The sequence below is a fragment of the Agromyces sp. 3263 genome (assembly GCF_031456545.1).
GTDB lineage: Bacteria > Actinomycetota > Actinomycetes > Actinomycetales > Microbacteriaceae > Agromyces.
Genome location: NZ_JAVDUV010000001.1, coordinates 689536 through 706047, shown reverse-complemented (window position 1 = coordinate 706047; position 16512 = coordinate 689536). Strand labels below are relative to the sequence as shown.

Genomic DNA, 16512 nt, shown 5'->3' with positions numbered 1-16512 from the left:
GCGTCAGGACGGCGACGGTCGGTCGCCACGGCGCGAGTGTACCGCCGGGCGCCGTCGCGCCGCCAGCATCCACGCGCGACGGCCGCACGGGCTCGCCTCGCATGCTCGCGCTTCCACCGGGCTATTTACAGGCGGATGCCGGGAGGAACAGACTCTGAGCATGAGCCCGGCTGATCGGCCGATCCGCACCCCTGACCAGCGCCTCCGCGTGTTCGTGAGCTCGACGCTCCGCGAGCTGGCGACGGAGCGTCGTGCGGTGCGCGCCGCGGTCGAGCAGCTGGGCCTGGCCCCGGTCATGTTCGAGCTCGGCGCCCGGCCGCATCCGCCGCGCGAGCTCTACCGCGCCTACCTGGCGCAGAGCGACATCTTCGTGGGGCTGTACGGCGAGCAGTACGGCTGGGTGGCACCGGGCGAGGAGCTGTCGGGACTGGAGGACGAGTACCGCCTGGCGCCGCCGCAGCTGCCCAAGCTCGTCTACGTTCGCGAGGGCGGGACCCGCGAGCCGCGGCTGCAGGAGCTCCTCGAACGCATCAAGGCCGACGACCGCGCCTCGTACGCGTACTTCACCGACGCCGAGCAGCTCGCCGACCTCGTGCGCGCCGACCTCGCCACGCTGCTCGCCGAGCGCTTCACGAGTGCGGCGGCTCCCACGACGGGGGCGGCGGACCCGGTCGAGCGCAGCGCCTCGCTGCCGGCCGCGCTCACCGCCCTGATCGGCCGTGATCGTGAGCTCGAGGCGGTCGTCGACCTGCTCTCCGACGACGACGTCCGGCTCGTGACGCTCACCGGTCCGGGCGGCATCGGCAAGAGCCGGCTCTCCCTGGACGCCGCGAATCGGCTGCGCGACCGCTTCACCGGCGGCATCGCGTTCGTCGACCTCTCACCCGTGACCGACCCGGCGCAGGTCGCCGTGGCGATCGCCAATGCGCTCGGGGTGATCGACGTCGGCGACGGCACGCTCGACGAGAAGCTGCGCATGGCGGTGCGCGACCGGCGCATGCTGCTCCTCCTCGACAACGTCGAGCAGGTGGTCGAGGCCGCCCCGACGATCCGGTCGCTGCTGACGGATGCCCCGCGTCTCACGGTGCTCGCGACCAGCCGCATCCTGCTGCGGATCTCGGGCGAGCACGGCATCGAGCTCGGGCCGCTGCCGCTGCCCGACCTGCGGCACGGCGCCGACCTGGCGCGCGCGCTCGCATCGCCCGCCGTGGCGTTGTTCGTGGAACGCGTGCGCGCCGCCAAGCCCGACTTCGAGCTCACCGTCGACAACGTCGAGGACGTGGTCGGCATCTGCGCGGCGCTCGACGGCGTGCCCCTGGCGCTCGAGCTCGCGGCCGCCCGGGCCCGCGTGCTCGCCCCCGCAGAGCTCCTGCAGCGGCTCGGCAACCGGCTGCTCGTGCTCGGCGGCGGCGCACGCGACCTGCCCGAACGCCAGCGCACGATCAGGTCCACCATCGAGTGGAGCACGCAGCTGCTCACCGCGTCGCAGCGCGAGCTGCTCGCGCGGCTCGGCCTGTTCTCGGGCGGCTTCACCCTCGACGCCGCCGAGTGGATCGCGGAGGGCATCCCCGACGCCGACACCATCGACGACCTCGCGGCGCTCGTCGACGGCAGCCTGGTGCGCCAGCAGGACCGTGGCGACCGCGCGGTGTTCACCATGCTGTCGACGGTGCACGAGTACGCGCTCGCTGAGCTCGACGGCCACGAGGACGCCCGGGCGCTGCGAGACCGCCATGCCCGGTACTACGTGCGCCTCGGCGAGCAGGCGGAGTACGAGCTCGAGGGCCCCGCCCAATTGGCCTGGATCACCCGGCTGGCCGAGGAGGGCGACAACCTCCGTGCGACCGCGAGGCACCTGCTCGACACGCGCCAGTGGGCGACCGCCGCCCACTTCGCATGGACGCTGTACGTGTACTGGTGGGTGCACGGGCACCTCGGCGAAGTGCAGGCGTGGATGCGCGAACCGCTCGACTCGGGCGACGAGCTCGACGATCTCACGCGTGCCACCGCGCTGTACTTCACCCGAGCGATCGCCTTCTGGCGGGACCCCGACGAGTGGCTGGTGCCGGGGCTCGGAGAGAGCGCGGCCCTGTTCCGGCGCGAAGGGGAGCGCTCGGGCGAAGCGCTGGCGCTCATCTCCCTCGGCCTCGCACTCCTCGGGGCGCGCGAACCCGACGCCACCCGGGCCGACGAGGCGCTGGAGGCGAGCCTGTCCCTCTTCCGCGAGGCAGGCGACACCTGGGGCGAGGCCATGGCGCTCGTCACCCTCGGCCGGGTGGCGCTGTTCCGGCAGGAGGTGCACGCGGCCCTCGCCCGCTTCGACGAGAGCATCGCCGTGGCCAAGCGGCAGAGCGACGACCTCGGCGAGGCGATCGCGCTGCACCACCGCGGCTGGGTCGAGGTGCTGCTCGGCGCCTTCGACGTCGCGAGGGAGTGCTTCGAGGAGAGCCTCGCCAACTCCGAGCGCCTGCACCACGACGAGGGCATCGCCTACGGGCTCGAGGGGCTGACGGCGGTGGCGGCCGGCACGGGCGACGTGGAGCGGGCAGGCACCCTCATCGGCGCGGCGGAGGTGGCTCGCGAGCGCACCGGGCTCTACAACGCGCCGTCGTTCTCGTTCCACCAGCAGTTCATCGACGGCCTCCTCGCCTCGCCGGCCGCCCCGGTCTTCGAGGCCGCCCGCGCGCACGGCCGCCGGCTTCCCCTCGACGAGGCCGTCGCCATCGCCCTGGGTCGCGGTGGGACACCGGACCCGCCGACCTGACCGACCGCCGCGCACGCGGCATCCGCCCACCCATCCCGAGGAGGCACCCCATGAGCGACGCAGCACCCGCAACGCATGCGCCCGACCGGCACCACGCCGGACCTGAGGACCGGGTGCTGCCCTACACGCGCGTGGTCGCCTACGTGATCATCCCGTTCCTCGTCGCCGCCGCGTTCCTGCTGCTCGTGCTGCCGGGCGGCACCGAGCAGCACTTCGCCTGGACGATCGCCCCGCCGATGACCGCCATGCTGCTCGGTTCCGCCTACGCGGGCGGCATCTGGTTCTTCGCGCAGGTGGCGGTGCAGCGGCGCTGGCATCGGGTGCGGCACGGGTTCCCGGCGGTGCTCGTCTTCGCGACGCTGCTCGCCATCGCCACGATCCTGCACTGGGACCGCTTCCACTTCGGCCACGTCTCGTTCATCACGTGGGCCACCCTCTACGCGTGCACGCCCGTGCTGATCCTCATCGCGATCATCCTGAACCTCCGCGAGGACGACGGCATGCCCGAGGGCGACGACATCGAGATCGCCGCGCCATGGCGGTACGTGCTCGCGCTCGTCGGCGCCGCGGCATCCGTCACGGGCCTGGTGCTCTTCATCTCCCCGTCGCTGCTCATCGGCGCCTGGGCGTGGGACGTCACCCCGCTCACGGCCCGTGTCGTCGGCGCGGTGCTCACGCTGCCGGGCCTCGTCAACGTGTGGATGCTGTGGGACGACCGGTGGTCGGCGTTCCGCCACGTGTTCCAGGCGCAGCTGGCGAGCCTCGCCTGCATCCTCATCGCGATCGTCGTGCGGATCGGCGACTTCCAGTGGCAGCGGCCGAGCGCCTGGCTGTTCGTCGGCGGCATCGTGCTGTCGGCCGTCGTCTACGTCGTGTTCTACGCCTCCCTCGAGCGGGCGCGGAGGGGGAACGTCAGACGGTGACGGATGCCGCGAGGTGCGGCGCGACCGCCGAGCCGAAGCCAGCGGCGGTGCGCGCGACGACCTCGGCGTAGGGGGTGTCCCAGATCTCCTGGTTGAAGATCTCCACCTCGACGTCGCCCCGGTAGCCGGTCGCCTCGACCGCGTCGGTGAGCGACGCGAAGTCGATGACGCCATCACCCGGGTAATGGCGGCCGAGGAGGACGTCGGCCGGCAGCGGCGCCTTCCAGTCGCAGACCTGGTAGGTCGCGATGCGGCCCTCGGCGCCCGCGCGGGCGATCTGCGGCAGCACCTCGGGGTCCCACCAGATGTGGAACGTGTCGACGGTGACGCCGACCACCGACGGGTCGAACGGGGCCGCGAGGTCGAGCGCCTGCTTCAGCGTCGAGACCACGGCGCGATCCGACGCGTACATCGGGTGCAGCGGCTCGATCGCGAGCGTGACCCCCGCCGCCGCCGCGTCGGGCGCGAGCTCGGCGAGGGCGTCGGCGACGCGGGCGCGGGCCCCCAGGAGGTCGGTGGAGCCGTCGGGGATGCCGCCCGCCACCAGCACGTAGGTCGACGTCGAGCCCGCGGCGCCGGCGGCGGCGAGCGTGGCCGTCTCCTCGATGCCACGGCGGTTGTCGTCGATCGACGCGCGCCGGGCGGGCCCCTCGGGCATCGTGAAGAAGCCGCCGCGGCAGTAGGTCGAGAGGCGCAGACCCGAGTCGCCCAGGCGGCGCGCCGCCTCGTCGAGGCCGACCGCGTGCACCGGCTCGCGCCACAGGCCGATCGACTCGTAGCCGCCGGCCGCGGTGACCTGGAGGGCCTCGTCGAGCGAGGCGTACTTGATCGTGGCCTGGTTCAGCGACAGGCGCGGGTGGGCGCTCATGCGAGCACCTCGACGTCGTCGGACGGGGCCTCGGCTGCGGCAGCCGTCGTCTCAGGGGCATCCACCGTCTCAGGGGTCGCCTCATCGTCAGCGGATGCCGGGACCGCCGCCGTGACGTCGATGCCGTCGAGCGTCAGCAGCGAGTGCCAGCGGGCGGCCGCGAGCTCGGGCCGCTCGAGCGAGCCCGATGCGTTCGCCAGCTCGACGATGCGGGAGAGGTGCGGCAGGCTGCGGGCGGCGTGCAGGCCGCCCACCATCTGGAACGCGGCCTGGTGGCCGTTCAGCCAGGACAGGAACGCGACGCCCGTCTTGTAGTAGTACGTCGGCGCGGCGAAGACCTGCTGCGAGAGCGGCTCGGTCGGGGCGAGGATCTCGCGGTACGCCGCGACGTCACCACGGTCGAGCGCCTGGATCGCCGCCGACGCGTTCGGCGCGAGCGCCGCGAACGCACCGAGCAGCGCGTCGGAGTGGCCGCGCTCGTCGCCCTCGATGAGCCCCACGTAGTGGAAGTCGTCGCCCGTGAACATGCGCGCCGACTCGGGGAGCTTCTCGCGTACCGCGATCTCGGCGTCGGCGTCGAGCAGGCTCATCTTCACGCCCTGCACCTTGTCGCGGTTGTACTCGATGATCTGCAGGAGCGTCGACGCCGCGGCATCCGTGTCGGCGGAACCGAAATATCCGGTGAGGCTCGGATCGAACGCCGGCCCCAGCCAGTGCAGCACGACCGGGGCGCCCGCCGCGGCGAGCACCTCGCGGTAGACACGGCGGTAGTCGTCGGCCGTGCGGGCCGCCCGCGCGAGATGCCGGCTCGCCATGAGCACGACGCCCGCACCCGCATCCTCCGTGTGGTGGAGCTGCTCCTTGTAGGCGTCGATGACCTGCTCGAGCGAGATGTGCTCCTCGTCGACGTGGTCGGTGTTCACGCCCACGACCAGCCTGCCCCCGACGGATGCCGCTTCCGCGGCGCTACGGCTGATCAGCGCGCGCGTGGCCAGGGCATCGAGCCCCATGTTGCGCTGCGCGGTGTCCATCGCGTCGGCGACGCCGAGCCCCCACGCCCACACGTGGTGGCGGAACGCGAGCGTCGCGTCCCAGTCGATGTCGGCCGGCTCGCCGGGCGTGTTGTCGGCGAACGGCTTGGGCACCACGTGCGCGGCCGCATAGGCGATCCGGCTCGTGAGGGGATGCCGCGGCTTCGAGAACGCCGGCGCCTCCGCGAGCGGCACGGCGCGCAGATCGCCGGTGCCGTCGATGAGGGTGATCGCGGTCATGGTCAGCGCGCCCCGGTGAGCTCGGGGGCTTCGACGGACGCCGGCGCCGCGGCATCCGTGGTGCCCGTGGTCTCGGCTGTGCCCGCGGCATCCGCTCCACCCGCTCCACCCGCGGCATCCGTCGACGCGCCGTCGAGCGCCACGACGGGCAGCGTGATGCGGCGGCCCTCGGCGGAGGACTTGAGGCCCTCCTCCGCGAGGAGCACGCCACGGGCGCCGGCGAGGAAGTCGTAGTGGTTCGGGGCGTCCTCGACGACGTGGCGGATGAACTCCTCCCACTGCGTCTTGAAGCCGTTCTCGAACTCGCGGTTGCCGGGGGACTCGATCCAGTCGGCGGCGTAGTCGTGCTCGTCGGCGAGGTCGGGGTTCCACACCGGCTTCGGGGTGGCGTTGCGGGGCTGGATCTTGCAGCCGAACAAGCCGACCACGGCCGAGCCGTGCGTGCCGTCGACCTGGAACTCGACGAGCTCGTCGCGGTTCACGCGGGTCGTCCAGCTCGAGTTGAGCTGCGCGACCACGCCGCCCTCGAGTTCGAAGATCGCGTAGGCGGCGTCGTCGGCGGTGGCCGCGTAGGGGTGGCCCTGCTCGTCGACGCGCTCGGGGATCTCGGTGACCGCGCGGGCGTAGACCGACTCGACGCGGCCGAAGAGGTTCTCGAGCACGTAGTTCCAGTGGGGGAACATGTCGACGATGATGCCGCCGCCGTCCTCGGCGCGGTAGTTCCAGCTGGGCCGCTGCGCGGGCTGCCAGTCGCCCTCGAAGACCCAGTAGCCGAACTCGCCGCGCACGCTCAGGATGCGCCCGAAGAAGCCCGAGTCGATGAGCCGCTTCAGCTTCTGCAGGCCCGGGAGGTAGAGCTTGTCGTGCACGACGCCGTTCTTGATGCCTGCCGCCTCGGCGAGGCGAGCCAGCTCGAGCGCCTCCTCGAAGGACTCGGCCGTCGGCTTCTCGGTGTAGATGGCCTTGCCCGCCGCGATCGCCTTCTTGATGGCCTGCGCGCGCGCCTTCGTGACGAGGAAGTCGGCGTAGATCTGCCAGCGGTCGTCGGCGAGCGCCTCGTCGAGGTTCGTCGTCCAGTGCTCGATGCCGTGCTTGGCGGCGAGGTCGGCGAGCTTCTTCTCGCTGCGGCCGACCAGGATCGGCTCGACCTGCACGCGGGTCTCGCCGTCGGCGAGGAGCACGCCGCCCTGCTCGCGGATCGCGAGGATCGACCGCACGAGGTGCTGTCGGTAGCCCATGCGGCCCGAGACGCCGTTCATGATGATGCCGATGGTCTCGGGCGCGGTCTGCTGTTCGCTGCCGTGCTGGTCGGCCTGCGGGGTGGTCTGCTCTGCCACGGTGGATTTCCTGTTCGAGCCGGGAGCGGGCGGAGGCGGGAGCCGCCGCTTCGCTGCGGGAAAGCGTTTACCCGAGTGTAGGACAGGCATGGCGAATGCGCAACACCCCTGTGCGGGGCGGCGCTGCGGCGCGCGCGCCCGGAGCGCTGCGACCCGCGCGCCGGGAGCGCTGCGACCGGGGCGCAGCACGCGGCGGCGCGCCCGCCCGGAACGCCGAGTGGTCACTTCTGGCGGGCTGCGGGCGCGCGAAAGCGCCGATCGTGGCCACTCGCTGCGACCGGACGCGTCGGCGAGTCAGTGAGCGCCCTGTGCGGCGGCTCCGTCGTAGGGCGTCAGCCGGCGCTGCGCACGCGGGGCCCGGACGTGAGCTCGGCGTCATCCGCCGGCTGCTCGGCCTTCCGGTCGGCCGCGGAGTGCTGCTCGGACCGTCGGCGCCGCAGGAGCGGCGACTCGGACACGGCGGCGAGCGCCACCAGGCAGGCGACGCTTCCGGCGAGCAGGGCGAGGATCTCGAGCGCGGCGAGGAAGGGGTTCATGGTGCACCTCACGATGGGACCGTCTGTGGCAGGGCAGTATTTTCCCACGAACCGGCGCTGCTGCGCAGGGGTCTTGACGCAGGCATCCTCCCGGTGGGAGATCGGATGCCGCGGGCCGGCCTTCGCGGCATGACCGGACTGCGGGCCGGGCGCCGGGGTGGCTGGCCGCGGGGCTCAGCCCCGGCTCAGCCCCGGCGCGGCGTCGACTCGCGCAGCACGACCTCGGTGGCCACGGCGCCCTCCGCCGCGACGTCCTCGTCGCCGAGGGCGAGGCGCAATGCGCGGCGCCCGATCTCCTCGAGCGGGACCCGCACGGTGGTGAGCGGCGGCGTGACGTCGCGCACGGTCGGAACGTCGTCGAAGCCGGCCACCGCCAGGTCGACGCCCGGGGTGAGTCCCGCGTCTCGCACGGCGGAGAGCGCGCCGACCGCCATCACGTCGTTCGCGGCGAAGATCGCCTCGATGCCGTCGAGTCCGCGCGCGATGAGCGCCGTCGTGCCGTCGTAGCCGCCGTCGCGTGTGAACTCCGCGCGGATCACGTCGTCGTCGCTGAGCTCGATGTCTGCCTCGGCGAGCCCGTCGCGGAACCCGGCGAGGCGGTCGGCGGCGGTTCGCAGCCCCTCGCGGGCCGTGACCACGGCGAAGCGGCGATAGCCGAGGCCCACGAGCTCGCGCGCGAGGGCGGCGGCGCCGACTCGGTTGTCGAGCAGCACGGTGCGGAAGTCGTACTCGTTGCGGCTGATCAGCACCACGCGGCCGCCCGCGCGCTCGTAGGCCGCGAGCTCCTCGCCGAGCGCACCGTCGGTGGGGTCGGTGGTCGGCCGCGAGCCCGCCAGGATCATCACCCGGGGACGCTGGCCTCGCAGCGTGCGCACGAGTTCGAGCTCGCGATCGGGGTCGCGCTCGGTCGCCGCCATCGTCACGATGAGCCTGGCCGTGTCGGCCTCGGCCACCACGCCGGCCGCGATCGAGGAGAAGTACGGGTCGGCGATGTCGGCGACGAGCAACGCGACCGTCGTGGTGGTGCCGCGCGCGACCGCCTGCGCCGAGAGATTGGGGGAGTAGTCGAGCCGGGCGGCGGCCTCGAGCACCCGCTGCCGGTACTCCTCGTTGACCTTGCGGGTGCTGCCGTTGAGCGATCGCGATGCGGTCGCGAGCGAGACGCCCGCCTCGCGCGCCACGTCGTGCAGCGTCGCCGGTGCGTTCCGGCTGGTCTGGATGCCGCCGTCGGTCATCGGTCCTCCTGCAGTCTGCCGCCCCTCGGGCGACTCTACCCCGCGGCCTCCACGTCGGTCCGGCACGTTTGGCCGTGAGTGCGGGTACTGGTACAAATGGTAGCAATCCGAGATAGCGCTTTCCCGATTCATCCCGCAGTCATTCCCCAGTGATGGGATGCCGCGGAGGAAGCGCTTTCTCCCGAGATCCGAGTGGAGCAGCGATGGCGCAGGAGCGGTACGGACTCATCGGCACGGGCAGCCGGGCCGGCATGTACATCGGCGCGCTCACCGGCACCCAGCTCGGAGCCGAACGCGTACCCGAGGTCGCCCAGCTCGTGGCCTGGAGCGACGTGAACCCGGGCCGGCTCGACGTCTACGAGCGCCAGGTCGTGGCGGCGGGGCATCCGGTGCCCGCTCGGCATTCCGTCGACGACCTCGAGCGGATGATCCGCGACGAGCGGCTCGACCGCGTCATCGTCACGACGCCCGACTTCACCCACGCCGACTACGTCGTGCGCGCCCTGCGCGCGGGGGCGGACGTCGTCGTCGAGAAGCCGCTCACCATCGACGCGGAGAGCGTGCGCCGCATCGGTGCCGCGATCGCCGAGACCGGCCGCGAGGTCATCACCACGTTCAACTACCGCTACAGCCCGCGCAACTCGACGCTGCGGCAGGTCATCGCCGACGGCGAGATCGGCGCGGTGACGTCGGTGCACTTCGAGTGGGCGCTCGACACGGTGCACGGCGCCGACTACTTCCGCCGCTGGCACCGCCAGAAGGCCAACTCGGGGGGCCTGTTCATCCACAAGGCCTCGCACCACTTCGACCTCGTGAACTGGTGGATCGCGGCGACGCCCGTGCGCGTCTTCGCGAGCGGCGGGCTGCGGTTCTACGGCGCCGAGAACGCAGCGGCGCGCGGTCTGGGCGCACGGCCATCGCGAGGAACCGGGGCGGCCGGCGACCCATTCGCCCTCGACCTCGCCGCCGACGAGCGACTCAAGGAGCTCTACCTCGACCAGGAGCAGCACGACGGCTACCTCCGCGACCGCGACGTGTTCGACGCAGGCATCACCATCGAGGACAACCTCGCCGCCCTCGTCGACTACGACAGCGGCGCGACGATGAGCTACTCGCTCAACGCGCACGCGCCGTGGGAGGGCTATCGCGTCACCGTCAACGGCACCGAGGGACGGGCGGAGCTCGAGGTGGTCGAGCGCGGCGCCGTGCTCATCGGCGATGACGGCCGCGTCGTCGTCGACCCGAGCATGCACCCCGATGCCTCGCCCGAAGACCGGGTGCGGCCCGACTCCGAGCGCCTCGTCGTGCAGCGGCACTGGGAGGGCGCGCGCGTCGTGCCGATCCCCGAGGGCATCGGCAGCCACGGCGGCGGCGACGCCTACCTGCTGCGGCACCTCTTCGACCGGGTGACGGATGACGCGCCGCTCGGTCGGGTGGCCGGCTACGCCGACGGCGTCAAGGCGGTGTCGGTCGGCATCGCCGGCAACCTCTCGCTCGCCACCGGCGAGCCCGTGCGCATCGCCGACCTCGAGCTCGGGGTCTAGCCACGACGCGACAGCGCGGATGCCGCGGCCGCACGCCGCGGCATCCGCTCGCTCACGCGCGGGCCGCCCGGTGCCGAAATGCAGGAAGAAGTCGGCCGCGGACGGCGCGTCGCAGTGGTAGCAGCGGCGTGTGGACGAATTCATCCTCCATTTCGGCGGGCCACGGTGTTCCGTTCGGCGGGCAACGGCGTTCCGGTGAGGGAGGGCGAGCGTCAGGCGGCGTCGATCGCGGGGGCGTGCCTCGGGTAGCCGAGGAGGAGGGCGCCCGAGGCGATCCACACCAGGCCGATCATCACGAGCAGGGCCTCGGCGCCGAAGCCCGACGCGAGGCCCGCGACGGCGGCGCCCGCGGCGGCGGCCGCCGCACGCAGCCCGGCGCCGACGGTGAACACCTGCGACCGGAGCGTCGGCGGACTCTGCTGCTTGCGGATGAGCAGCATCGCCGCGGAACTCGCCGCGGTGAACAGCCCCGACACGCCGATCGCGACGATGGTCCAGGGCAGGCCCACGTCGGCCGCGGCGATGACCGTGAAGACGCCGGTGGCGGCGAAGCCGAGGCCCATCACGAGCTCGGGGGGCCGGCGCACGGGCGACGCGGAGTTCCACAGCGCGCCGAGGAGGCCGCCGATGGCGAACGAGGTGACGATGATCGCGCCCTGCGCGGCTTCGCCGTTGCGGTGCACGGCGAGGGCGACCGCGGCGATGGAGAGGCCGCCCGCGCCGAATTGGCTGAGCGTGCCGCTCGTCGTGACGATCGCGAGCGGACGGTGCGTGGCGATGTGGCGGAAGCCCGCCGCGATGGTGGCGAGCATCGAGCCGTGCGGCTCGCCGGGGAGCGGTCGCAGGCGCAGCGGGAAGGTGGCCACGGCGCCGATCAGGGCGCCGGCGGCCACGATGAGCGTCGCGAGACGGGCCGATCCGAGCGCCGTCGCGGCCGCCACCGCCGCCGGCCCAGCGACGGAACCGAGGTTGTAGGCGAGCGCGTCCACCGCGTACGCCCGGCGCTCGTCCGGGATGACCTCGGTGACGAAGCTCGACAGCCCGCCCATGAGGAACGGCACCGCCGTGCCGGCGACCACGAGCGCGAGGGCGACCACCCAGACGGGCAGCACGCCGAGGAACGCCGCGACGGTGAACGCGGCGGCGGTCACGAGGCCGGCTGCGGCCATGAGCAGGCCCGGATGCCGCGTGCGGTCGAGCACCGCACCCACCACGGGCGCGGCCACGATGCTCGGCCCGAGGGCCGCCGCCGCGAGCAGGCCGCCGAGCGCCACGTCGCCGAGCTGCTCGACGGCGAGCACGGGGATCGCCACCGTGATGCCGCCCACCGCCAGCCGCGGAGGCGTGGCGGCGGCGAGGTACGCCGCGACGCCCACTCAGCCCGCCGGCGCGTCCGGAAGGGTCAGCACGCCGTCGACGCGGCGGGGGATGCGGAGCGGGTTGTCCTCGCGGAGCTCGGGCGGCAGGGCGGCATCGGGCGCGTCCTGGTAGGCGACGGGACGGAGGAACCGCCGGATCGCCGTCACCCCCACCGAGGTGTGGATCGACGTGGTCGACGGCCACGGGCCGCCGTGCTGCTGCGCCCAGCTGACGGCGACGCCGGTCGGCCAGCCGGCGAAGAGCACGCGCCCGGCGATCTCCGTGAGCACCGCGAGGATGTCGCCCAGGTCCTCCCCGGGCTCCGCGTGCACGGTCGCGGTGAGGCTGCCGCCGACGGTGCGGATCGCGGCGAGCGCGTCGTCGACGTCGTCGTACTCGACGACGAGCGTGGCCGGCCCGAAGCACTCGGCGAGCAGCGCCTGCGGATCGGCGAGCACGGCGTCCGTCGTCGTCGACAGCACCACGGCCGCGCCGGTGCCCGGCTGCTGCACCGCGTCGCCGGCGACGACCACCACCCCGTCATGGGCCGCGAGGCCGGCGAGCCCGTCGGCGAAGGCCGCGGCGATGCCGTCCGTGAGCATGGGCACGGCACCCGGCTGCCCGACGGCCGCCGCCACCCGTGACGCGAAGCCCGAGCCGGCCGGCACGAACACCACACCCGGGTTGGTGCAGAACTGGCCGACGCCGAGCGTGAACGACGCAGCGAGCCCAGCGGCCAGCTCGACGGCCCGGGCGTCGATGGCCGCCGCCGTGATGAGCACGGGGTTCACGGCGCTGAGCTCGCCGTAGAAGGGGATCGGGTCGGGTCGCGACGACGCGAGGCCGAAGAGCGCGCGTCCGCCGTGCAGCGAGCCGGTGAAGCCGACAGCGCGCACCTCGGGGTGCTGCACGAGCGCCACGCCGGCCTCGCGGCCCTCGACGTGCCCGAAGACGCCCTCGGGTGCTCCGGCGGCGGCGAGGGCGGCGGCCACGATCTCGGCGGTGCGGCGCGAGAGTCGCGGGTGCGCCGAGTGACCCTTCACGATCACGGGACAGCCCGCGGCCAGGGCCGAGGCGGTGTCGCCGCCGGCGACCGAGAATGCGAAGGGGAAGTTCGAGGCGCCGAACACGGCGACCGGACCGAGCGGGCGCAGCATCCGCCGCAGGTCGGGCCGGGGCGGGATCGTGGTCGCGTCGGGGTGGTCGACGGTCGCCTCGAGGTACGAGCCCTCGAGCACGGCCGACGCGAACAGCCTGAGCTGCGACGTGGTGCGCGCGAGCTCGCCGGTGAGCCGCGCGGTGCCGAGGTGCGATTCCTCGTCGGCGAGCGGGATGAGCTCGTCGGATGCCGCGTCGAGCGCGTCGGCCGCGGCGGTGAGCCACGTGGCGCGTTCGGCGGCCGTGGAGGCGACGGAGGTCGCGAACGCGGCGCGCGCGGCGCGGGCGGCTCCGTCGACGTCGGCGGGCGAGGCGCCGGCGACGGCGGTCGCCGTGGAGCCGGCGACACTCGTGGCGGTGGTGACGGTCATGATTCCTCCGTGCGATGGGCGGATGCCGCGGCATCCGCTCGGGGTTCGGTGAAGCGGATGCCGATTCCAGTCTGCCCCGTCGTGCGCACCTCGTGGCCGTCGACGGCCACGGGCGAGGGCGCCGCGAGCGCACCGAGCGACTCGAACGACGCGTCCTCGACGGACTCGACGAGGTGGTGCCCGGGGAGGGTGAGCGCGAGTTGCGCCGAGAGCTCGAGCAGCAGGTGGGGGGCGAGGTCGACGCCGCGGCCGGCGGCGAGGCCGGCGATCACGCGGAACGGCGTGATGCCGCCGACGCGCACGATGTTCGGCTGCACGACGTCGACGACGCCGGCGTCGATGAACTCGGCGAACCGGTAGCGGGTGTGCAGGTTCTCGCCGAGCGCGACGGGCACCTCGATGCGCGGGCGCAACGCGACGTGGGCGGCGAGGTCGTCGGCGCGCAGCGGCTCCTCGATCCAGGCGAGGTCGAACGCGGCGAGCTCGCCGATCGCCCGCTCGGCCTGCTCCAGCGTCCAGCGCTGGTTCGCATCGATCATGAGCCGGCGGTCGGGACCGATGACGTCGCGAACGGCCCGGATGCGCTCGACGTCGCGGCCGGGGTCGGGGCTGCCGACCTTGACCTTCACGGCGTCGAAGCCCGCGGCCACCCAGCGCTCGGCCTGGGCGACGAGCTCGTCGAGCGGGTAGTGCAGGTTGACGCCGCTGCCGTACACCTCGGCCGTCTCGTGCCGGCGACCGAGGTGGTCCGTGATGCCGCGGCCGGCACGACGCGCGGCGAGGTCCCAGAGCGCCAGGTCGAGCCCCGCCATCGCGATCGTCGTGATGCCACCGCCGCCGCCCTCGTGCAGGTGCAGCCAGAGCGGCTGCCACAGCGACTCGGCGTCGGCGTCGCGGCCGAGGGCGAACGAGGCGATGTCGTGGTCGAGGTGCGCCCGCACCGCGGCCGCCCCGATCTGCGGCGTCCACGAGAAGCCGTGGCCGATGTCGCCCGCTGAGTCCTCGACGACGACCTCGACGAGGGACAGGTCGCGCACGTCGGGTCCCCAGGGGCGCGACAGCGGCACGCGGATGGCCCGGGTGGCGATCCGGCGGATCGTCGTGGTCACCGCGCCGCCGTCTCGAGGGAGGCGGCGGCCCGGCCCGCGCCATCCGTCGCCGTGCCGATGCGCTCGACGAGCGAGAGTCCGGTGTCGAGGATCTCGCCGAGCCGGCGCTCCTGGTCGGGCGCGGGGTCGACGAGCGGCGGACGCACGGATCCGACGTCGAGGCCGCGCAGGCGCAGGCCCGCCTTGATGAGGGACACGCCGAACCCGGGCGTCTCGTCGCGCAGGCGCACGAGCGGCGTGTAGAACTCGCGGAGGAGGAGCATGCGGGTCGCCTCGTCGCCGTCGGTGTAGGCGCGGTAGTGCAGCGCGCCGACCTCGGGGATCATCGCGAACGCCGCCGACGAGTAGAGGGGGATGCCGATGCCGCGGAAGGCGCCCTGGCTGAGCTCGGCGGTGAGCAGGCCGTTGAAGAACTGCAGGTCGCGCCCGGTGGCCTCGGCGGCGAGCACGATCTCCTGCGCGAGCCCGATGTCACCGGTGCCGTCCTTGAAGCCCACCACCTTGGGGTTCTGCGCGAGCCGGGTGACCGCGTCGGCCGTGTAACGGGCGGTGCCGCGGTGGTAGACGATCACGGGCAGGTCGGATGCCGCGGCCACGGCCTCGACCCATGCCACGAGTCCGGCCGTGGTGCCCGACACCAGGTACGGCGGCAGGAGGAGCAGTCCGTCGGCGCCCGCCTCGGCGGCGCCGCGGGCGAGCTCGATCGCGTGACCGAGCGGGCCGCCTGCGCCGGCGATGACGGGCACGCGGCCGTCGACCACGCCGACCGTGGTGCGCACCACGTCGATCGCCTCGCGCGCCGAGAGCGCGTGGAACTCGCCCGTGCCGCACGCCGGGAAGACGCCCCCGGGGCCGAACGGCAGTCGCGAGACGACGTGCTCGGCGAGCAGATCGTGGTCGACCGCGCCGGCGGCGTCGAACGGCGTGACGGGGAAGAAGAGGACCCCGTCGAAGTCGAATGCGGGTGCGGTCATGCGGGGCTCGATTCGGTCTGCAGGGTGGTCAGGTCGGTGGCTGCGGCCAGCGCGGCGGCGGGGGAGACCTCGGGGGCGGCCGCGGCGAGCTCGCTGCGCCAGTCGCGCTCGGGTCGCCAGCCGAGCAGCCTCGCGGCCTTGTCGATCGAGAAGACCGGGCTGGTGCCGCCGAGGGCGTCGGCGCCCTCGCCGAGCCCGGGCGCGACGTCGCGCCACAGGTCGGCGACCGGCCGGGTGGCGAGCGCGTCGGCCGCGCCGACGAAGAAGCCCTCGCCGTCGACGACGTCGGCCGGCGCGGCGAGCCAGGCATCGACGAACCCGGCGGCGTCGCGCGCGTCGAGGTAGTTGAACAGGCTGACGGCGGCGAGAGCCGGGTCGGCGAGTCGCTCGGCGATGGTGTGGCCCTGCTGGGTGGGCGCCCCGGCCCACTCCTCGGGTGAGATCACGTAGCACGGCCGGAAGAACCCGTAGGCGCCCGCGGCCGTGCGCGCGAACATGCGCACGGTCTCCTCGATGACCACCTTCGACAGGGCGTAGGCGTTGGCGGGCGCGACGGGGTGCGCCTCGTCGAGGGGCACGGATGCCGCGTGCCAGCCCGGCGCTCCGTAGCCGATGACCGTGGGGCTGCTGGCGGCGAGCACTCGGCCGACCCCCGCGGCGGCCGCTCCGGCGAGCACCGTGTGGGCGAGCGTCGTGTTCGTGACGAGGATGTCGCGCTCGGGCGCGCTGAACGGCACCGCGATGCCGGCCAGGTGCACGACGGCGTCGGGCCGGGTCTCGGCGAGGAGCCGCGCCGTCGCCGGCTCGTCGCGCAGGTCGAGGGCGCGCTCGTCGACGCCGTCGAGCCCGGCGGGAGCCCGATCGACGCCGATCACCCGATGGCCGGATGCCGCGAGCCCGGCGCACACGCTGCGCCCGAGCCGACCCGATGAGCCGGTGACCACCACGTGCATGTGCCCTCCAGAGGCGAGTTGAGAAACCGCTTTCTGTGCTTGAGACTACGTCGCCACTGGGCTCTGCGGCAAGTTAGCGGCTAGACTGGGGAACCGATTTCCCGGAGGAC

At 73.5% G+C, this 16512-nt stretch carries 13 protein-coding genes; 3 read left to right on the top strand and 10 right to left on the bottom strand.

Features of this window, described 5'->3' with window-relative positions; translation table 11 throughout:
• Positions 1-160 precede the first annotated feature (160 nt).
• Positions 161-2764 (top strand): DUF4062 domain-containing protein, encoded by a 2604-nt coding sequence (locus J2X63_RS03115; protein ID WP_309973794.1) that lies wholly within the window; start codon positions 161-163, stop codon positions 2762-2764.
• A gap of 50 nt (positions 2765-2814) precedes the next feature.
• Positions 2815-3687, top strand: coding sequence for a hypothetical protein (locus tag J2X63_RS03110; protein ID WP_309973791.1), 873 nt, complete (start codon positions 2815-2817; stop codon positions 3685-3687).
• Here J2X63_RS03110 and J2X63_RS03105 read toward each other — a convergent pair.
• The 5 genes from J2X63_RS03105 to J2X63_RS03085 all read right to left on the bottom strand — a co-directional run bounded on the left by J2X63_RS03105 (position 3677) and on the right by J2X63_RS03085 (position 8934).
• Complete coding sequence (locus J2X63_RS03105) at positions 3677-4555, bottom strand: sugar phosphate isomerase/epimerase family protein (protein ID WP_309973788.1); 879 nt, start codon at positions 4553-4555, stop codon at positions 3677-3679. The two genes, J2X63_RS03110 and J2X63_RS03105, sit on opposite strands and share 11 nt — an antisense overlap.
• The gene (locus tag J2X63_RS03100) at positions 4552-5826 is read right to left on the bottom strand and encodes a dihydrodipicolinate synthase family protein (RefSeq protein WP_309973786.1); all 1275 of its coding nucleotides are present in this window, start codon (positions 5824-5826) and stop codon (positions 4552-4554) included. Before J2X63_RS03100 ends, J2X63_RS03105 begins: the two co-directional genes overlap by 4 nt.
• Before the next feature lie 2 nt (positions 5827-5828).
• Positions 5829-7085, bottom strand: coding sequence for a Gfo/Idh/MocA family oxidoreductase (locus J2X63_RS03095; RefSeq protein WP_309977773.1), 1257 nt, complete (start codon positions 7083-7085; stop codon positions 5829-5831).
• 410 nt (positions 7086-7495) lie between these two features.
• Positions 7496-7699: a hypothetical protein gene (locus J2X63_RS03090; RefSeq protein WP_309973783.1), complete on the bottom strand. Its 204-nt coding sequence runs from the start codon at positions 7697-7699 to the stop codon at positions 7496-7498.
• Positions 7700-7884: 185 nt separating this feature from the next.
• Positions 7885-8934, bottom strand: coding sequence for a LacI family DNA-binding transcriptional regulator (locus J2X63_RS03085; RefSeq protein ID WP_309973781.1), 1050 nt, complete (start codon positions 8932-8934; stop codon positions 7885-7887).
• A gap of 203 nt (positions 8935-9137) precedes the next feature.
• Between J2X63_RS03085 and J2X63_RS03080 the strand changes: the two genes are divergently transcribed.
• On the top strand, positions 9138-10478 hold the full coding sequence (locus J2X63_RS03080) for a Gfo/Idh/MocA family oxidoreductase (RefSeq protein WP_309973779.1): 1341 nt from the start codon (positions 9138-9140) through the stop codon (positions 10476-10478).
• Positions 10479-10690: 212 nt separating this feature from the next.
• Here the strand turns inward: J2X63_RS03080 and J2X63_RS03075 are convergent, their stop codons facing one another.
• The 5 genes from J2X63_RS03075 to J2X63_RS03055 are packed head-to-tail and all read right to left on the bottom strand — an operon-like array spanning position 10691 to position 16402.
• Positions 10691-11854 carry an MFS transporter gene (locus J2X63_RS03075; protein WP_309973777.1) on the bottom strand — a complete coding sequence of 388 codons (1164 nt, stop codon included), beginning with the start codon at positions 11852-11854 and terminating at the stop codon, positions 10691-10693.
• Positions 11855-13366: an aldehyde dehydrogenase (NADP(+)) gene (locus J2X63_RS03070; RefSeq protein WP_309973775.1), complete on the bottom strand. Its 1512-nt coding sequence runs from the start codon at positions 13364-13366 to the stop codon at positions 11855-11857.
• Positions 13363-14475 carry a mandelate racemase/muconate lactonizing enzyme family protein gene (locus tag J2X63_RS03065; protein ID WP_309973773.1) on the bottom strand — a complete coding sequence of 371 codons (1113 nt, stop codon included), beginning with the start codon at positions 14473-14475 and terminating at the stop codon, positions 13363-13365. The genes J2X63_RS03070 and J2X63_RS03065 overlap by 4 nt, the downstream gene beginning before the upstream one ends.
• On the bottom strand, positions 14472-15449 hold the full coding sequence (locus J2X63_RS03060) for a 5-dehydro-4-deoxyglucarate dehydratase (protein ID WP_309973771.1): 978 nt from the start codon (positions 15447-15449) through the stop codon (positions 14472-14474). The genes J2X63_RS03065 and J2X63_RS03060 overlap by 4 nt, the downstream gene beginning before the upstream one ends.
• The gene (locus J2X63_RS03055) at positions 15446-16402 is read right to left on the bottom strand and encodes an NAD(P)-dependent oxidoreductase (RefSeq protein ID WP_309973769.1); all 957 of its coding nucleotides are present in this window, start codon (positions 16400-16402) and stop codon (positions 15446-15448) included. Before J2X63_RS03055 ends, J2X63_RS03060 begins: the two co-directional genes overlap by 4 nt.
• Positions 16403-16512: the final 110 nt, after the last annotated feature.

Excerpts from the sequence above, each read along its gene's own strand:
- J2X63_RS03105 (WP_309973788.1), bottom strand. The coding sequence starts at position 4,555 with ATGAGCGCCCACCCGCGCCTGTCGCTGAACCAGGCCACGATCAAGTAC.
- J2X63_RS03100 (WP_309973786.1), bottom strand. The coding sequence starts at position 5,826 with ATGACCGCGATCACCCTCATCGACGGCACCGGCGATCTGCGCGCCGTG.
- J2X63_RS03070 (WP_309973775.1), bottom strand. The coding sequence starts at position 13,366 with ATGACCGTCACCACCGCCACGAGTGTCGCCGGCTCCACGGCGACCGCC.
- J2X63_RS03115 (WP_309973794.1), top strand. The coding sequence starts at position 161 with ATGAGCCCGGCTGATCGGCCGATCCGCACCCCTGACCAGCGCCTCCGC.
- J2X63_RS03110 (WP_309973791.1), top strand. The coding sequence starts at position 2,815 with ATGAGCGACGCAGCACCCGCAACGCATGCGCCCGACCGGCACCACGCC.
- J2X63_RS03060 (WP_309973771.1), bottom strand. The coding sequence starts at position 15,449 with ATGACCGCACCCGCATTCGACTTCGACGGGGTCCTCTTCTTCCCCGTC.
- J2X63_RS03090 (WP_309973783.1), bottom strand. The coding sequence starts at position 7,699 with ATGAACCCCTTCCTCGCCGCGCTCGAGATCCTCGCCCTGCTCGCCGGA.
- J2X63_RS03055 (WP_309973769.1), bottom strand. The coding sequence starts at position 16,402 with ATGCACGTGGTGGTCACCGGCTCATCGGGTCGGCTCGGGCGCAGCGTG.
- J2X63_RS03080 (WP_309973779.1), top strand. The coding sequence starts at position 9,138 with ATGGCGCAGGAGCGGTACGGACTCATCGGCACGGGCAGCCGGGCCGGC.
- J2X63_RS03095 (WP_309977773.1), bottom strand. The coding sequence starts at position 7,085 with ATGAACGGCGTCTCGGGCCGCATGGGCTACCGACAGCACCTCGTGCGG.
- J2X63_RS03085 (WP_309973781.1), bottom strand. The coding sequence starts at position 8,934 with ATGACCGACGGCGGCATCCAGACCAGCCGGAACGCACCGGCGACGCTG.